Raw genomic sequence first — 3,526 nt, 5'->3', positions numbered from 1 at the left:
TTCGACCAACACCGGTCAAAATAGTTCTATCTATTTTTGAGACACCACACTAGTGTATACTTTCAACGATGACGGTACCCGATACAGAGGCGCTGCATAACGAGAGAGACAAAACCATGAATCCCATTGTTTACGCCATACCCGTATTCATGCTCACCATCCTGCTCGAGGCCTGGGTGGCCCGGCGGCGCGGTGTGGCGGTCTACGACATTCCCGACGCCATCACCAGCCTGCACCATGGCCTGTTGAGCCAGGTGACCAACGCCTTCACCAAGATCGCCACGCTGGGCATCTACATCGCGGTGTATGAGGCCTACCGCTTTACCGAATGGTCCATGAGCAGTATTCCGCTGTGGATTCTGGCCCTGGTGCTGTACGACCTGTGTTACTACTGGGCGCACCGCATGTACCACGAGGTCAATGTCATGTGGGCCTCGCATGTGGTGCACCACTCATCGGAGTACTACAACCTGTCCACCGCACTGCGGCAGACCTCTACCGGCGCGTTATTCGGCTGGGTGTTTTACCTGCCCCTGGCGGTGCTCGGTATCCCATGGCAGATGCTGGTGATCGTGGGCCTGATCGACCTGCTGTACCAGTACTGGGTGCACACCGAGCTGATAGGCCGCATGGGCGTGCTGGACCGCATTCTGGTCACGCCCAGCAACCACCGCGTGCACCACGGCCAGAACGACTACTGCATCGACAAGAACTACGGCGGTATCCTGGTCCTGTGGGACCGTCTGTTCGGCACTTTTGCCGACGAGCGCGATGACGAGAAAATTTGCTACGGCATCCGCAAGCCGCTGCACAGCTTCAGCCCGATCAAGGGCAACCTGCACTACTACGCCGACCTGTGGCAGATGTCCCGTGCGGCAAAGGGCTGGCGCGCCAAGCTGGGTGTCTGGGTGGCGCCACCGGGCGGCTGGACCGACGAACCCATCGAACATTTCGAGCCCCGCACCTTTACCCGCTTTGATGTGCAAACCCCCGCGCCGCTGCGTTGGTACGTGGCGCTGCAGTCCGCGGTGCTGGTGCTTTTTGTTTCGCATTTCATCGGTGTGGCCAAGGGCCTGGACAGAGGCACGGCCGCGGTGTACGCGCTGGGCATTTTGGTCACGGCGGTGGCGCTGGGGGCGCTGCTCGAGCGTTTTGTCTGGGGCAAGTGGCTGGAGCAGGTGCGTCTGCTGGCGCTGGGTGTGTCGTTCGCCGCCGTGCCGCAGTGGTTTGGGTTTGAGGCGCCGCTGCTGCTCAAGGGTGCGTTGCTGGTGTTGTGTGTGGGCAGTGTGGTCTGGCTGAATCGCCAGGCCGTTGCCCCTGCCAACGCGGTGGGAGTGGCAGCATGAATCCGGACGCCTTGTCGGATCTGGTGCTGCTGCTGGTGTGTGCCGCTATCCTGTGGTTTCACCTGCGCCAGCGGCCTGCTGTGGCAGTGGCCGCCGGCCTGATCGGTTTGGCGGCCTGCCTGGGTGTACTGCGGTATTCGGGCTGGGCCGAGATGCTGGGGCCACACCGTTTCACCAGCCTGCTGGCCGCATGTGCTGCGTTTCCGTTGCTTGCATCAGGCCTGCGCTGGCCGGATGCGCCGCTGGCCACACGTGGCGCGGCGGTCGGGCGTTTTGTGCTGGTCGTGGGGGGTGTCGGCATCGTGCTGACGCTGGCCGGTCTGGCGCTCTGGTCGCAGGTGGTGCCGGGCGTGTGTGCGCTGGTGATTGCCTGGACGGCGGTGCAGCAGCGCAATACCTGGGGCTTGGCGGGCACGCTGGCTTTGCTGGGCAGCTTTGTGGTGGCGGCTACTGGCAAGGCCGACAGCAACTACCTGGGCTTGTTCAACACCGTGCAATTGATGCACTACACCCTGGCGCTGGCCTTGGCGCTGCTGGCGGTGGGGGCCACGCGCACACCACAAAACCAGCAGCTCGCGGCTGCCTGAACGCTCAGGCGGTGCGCGTCTGGCCCAGGGGTTCCCGTTCGGGGACCTGGGCTGCGGCCAGCAGGCCCTGCATCACATCACCGACCACGATGACGCTGGGGCTGGCCAGGCCTTCCCGGGCGATGGTGGTCTGCAGCTCGCCCAGTGTGCAGACTGCATGGCGCTGCGTGGGCAGGCTGGCGTTGTGCACGATGGCCACGGGGGTGGTGTCGGGCAGGCCGTACAGCAGTTCGTCCTGGATGTGGGCGGCACCGCTCACACCCATGTAAATCACCAAAGTCAGCTTGGCCTGGTAGGCCGTGTGCGCCAGCGCGCGCCAGTCGGTACCGGTGTCGCCGGGCTTGGCGTGGCCGGTCACAAACACCACGCCATGCGCGTGCTCGCGGTGCGTCAGTGGCACATTCAATGAGGTGACAGCGGCCAGACCCGAGGTGATGCCGTTAATGACGCTCACGCGGATGCCGGCAGCCTGCAGGTTCTCTACCTCTTCACCACCACGGCCAAAGATGAACGGGTCACCACCCTTGAGGCGTACCACGTTCTCGCCTTCGAGTGCGGCGGTGACCATGAGCTTTTCGATAAACGACTGCGGTGTCGACTTGCAGCCCCCGCGCTTGCCCACGTGCACGATGCGTGCTTCGGGGGATGCGTAGGCCACGATGGCTTCGTTGACCAGGTCGTCCACCATCAGCACCGTGGCGGCCTGGATGGCTTTGAGCGCTTTGAGGGTCAGCAGCTCCGGGTCGCCCGGGCCGGCGCCGACCAGGGTGACCTGGCCTGCCGCGTTGGAGTCGGAGAGATCGTGTTTCATAGTGATTCGACTAACTGCAAGATGTGGGCCACCTGTTGCGCAATGGGGGCGGGTACGGGCTGTGCGCCGGTCATCACACTTTGAATATAGGCTGCGGTGGTGGCTGCGTCCAGTTGCGTGGGCAGGTTGGGCAGGCTGGTCAGCGGGCCGGCCTGGTGCTCCTGCAAGGTAAAGGTCTGGCCGTTCACAAAGGCCTGCATCGTGGGCGTGCGGCGCGGGTCGGCCACGGCCTCGCCCTCGGTGCCGCGCAGCAGCAGGGCGTTGGCCTGGGTGAGTGCAAAGGTGGCGGCCATGGAGATCGCGTATTCGGGGTGCGTGTAGCTGCTGACGATCAGGCTTTTGCCCACGCACGGGTTCATGAGTTTGACCAGGCTGTGTGCCGGGTTGCGCAGGTTCACCACGCGGCGCACCTCCAGCAGACGCTGCAGCCCGGGGCTCAGCAGGGCGGTGGGGACAAACGCCACCTCGCCATTTGCTATTTTTTTAATAGCTGCTTGCGCAGGTATACCAAGGGCTGCGAGCACTTCTGACGTAAAAACCCGGGTCGATTCGGTGGCCGTGCCGTGGATCAGCACGGGTAGCCCCTCACGGGCCAGCAGCAGCGCCAGCAGCGGCGTGAGCAGCGGCAGCTTGCGCGCGCCGTTGTAGCTGGGGATGACCACCGTGGGGCGGTCGCTGGCGGGCAGGTGCTGCAGGCGCGCAGCGGTGGCGTCCAGAAAACCGGCCATACGGATAGGCGTTTTAACCGCATGAGGCCAAGTATCGCACCGCGGAAGCGCCAT

4 protein-coding genes are annotated in these 3,526 nt (G+C 64.0%); 2 read left to right on the top strand and 2 right to left on the bottom strand.

Annotation, left to right across the window (positions count from 1 at the left end; genetic code table 11):
• Positions 1-116 precede the first annotated feature (116 nt).
• The gene (locus IHV84_RS20005) at positions 117-1,346 is read left to right on the top strand and encodes a sterol desaturase family protein (RefSeq protein WP_054258083.1); all 1,230 of its coding nucleotides are present in this window, start codon (positions 117-119) and stop codon (positions 1,344-1,346) included.
• A complete protein-coding gene (locus tag IHV84_RS20000) occupies positions 1,343-1,933 on the top strand; it encodes a hypothetical protein (RefSeq protein WP_015061189.1) in 591 nt (196 codons plus the stop codon). The genes IHV84_RS20005 and IHV84_RS20000 overlap by 4 nt, the downstream gene beginning before the upstream one ends.
• Positions 1,934-1,937: 4 nt before the next feature.
• Here the strand turns inward: IHV84_RS20000 and cobA are convergent, their stop codons facing one another.
• Entirely contained in the window at positions 1,938-2,744 is an 807-nt protein-coding gene (gene cobA / locus IHV84_RS19995; protein WP_015061188.1) for a uroporphyrinogen-III C-methyltransferase, read from the bottom strand.
• A partial coding sequence (gene ybiB, locus IHV84_RS19990) for a DNA-binding protein YbiB (RefSeq protein WP_082366678.1) occupies positions 2,741-3,526 on the bottom strand: 786 nt, incomplete at its 5' end. The genes ybiB and cobA, both read right to left, overlap by 4 nt.

Source organism: Acidovorax sp. IB03 (assembly GCF_016406015.1).
Taxonomy (GTDB): domain Bacteria; phylum Pseudomonadota; class Gammaproteobacteria; order Burkholderiales; family Burkholderiaceae_C; genus Acidovorax; species Acidovorax temperans.
This window is presented reverse-complemented; position numbering and strand designations above follow the sequence as displayed.

Bases quoted from the DNA above. Each gene is read 5' to 3' on its own strand.
- IHV84_RS20005 (WP_054258083.1), top strand. From the start codon at position 117: ATGAATCCCATTGTTTACGCCATACCCGTATTCATGCTCACCATCCTG.
- IHV84_RS20000 (WP_015061189.1), top strand. From the start codon at position 1,343: ATGAATCCGGACGCCTTGTCGGATCTGGTGCTGCTGCTGGTGTGTGCC.
- cobA (WP_015061188.1), bottom strand. From the start codon at position 2,744: ATGAAACACGATCTCTCCGACTCCAACGCGGCAGGCCAGGTCACCCTG.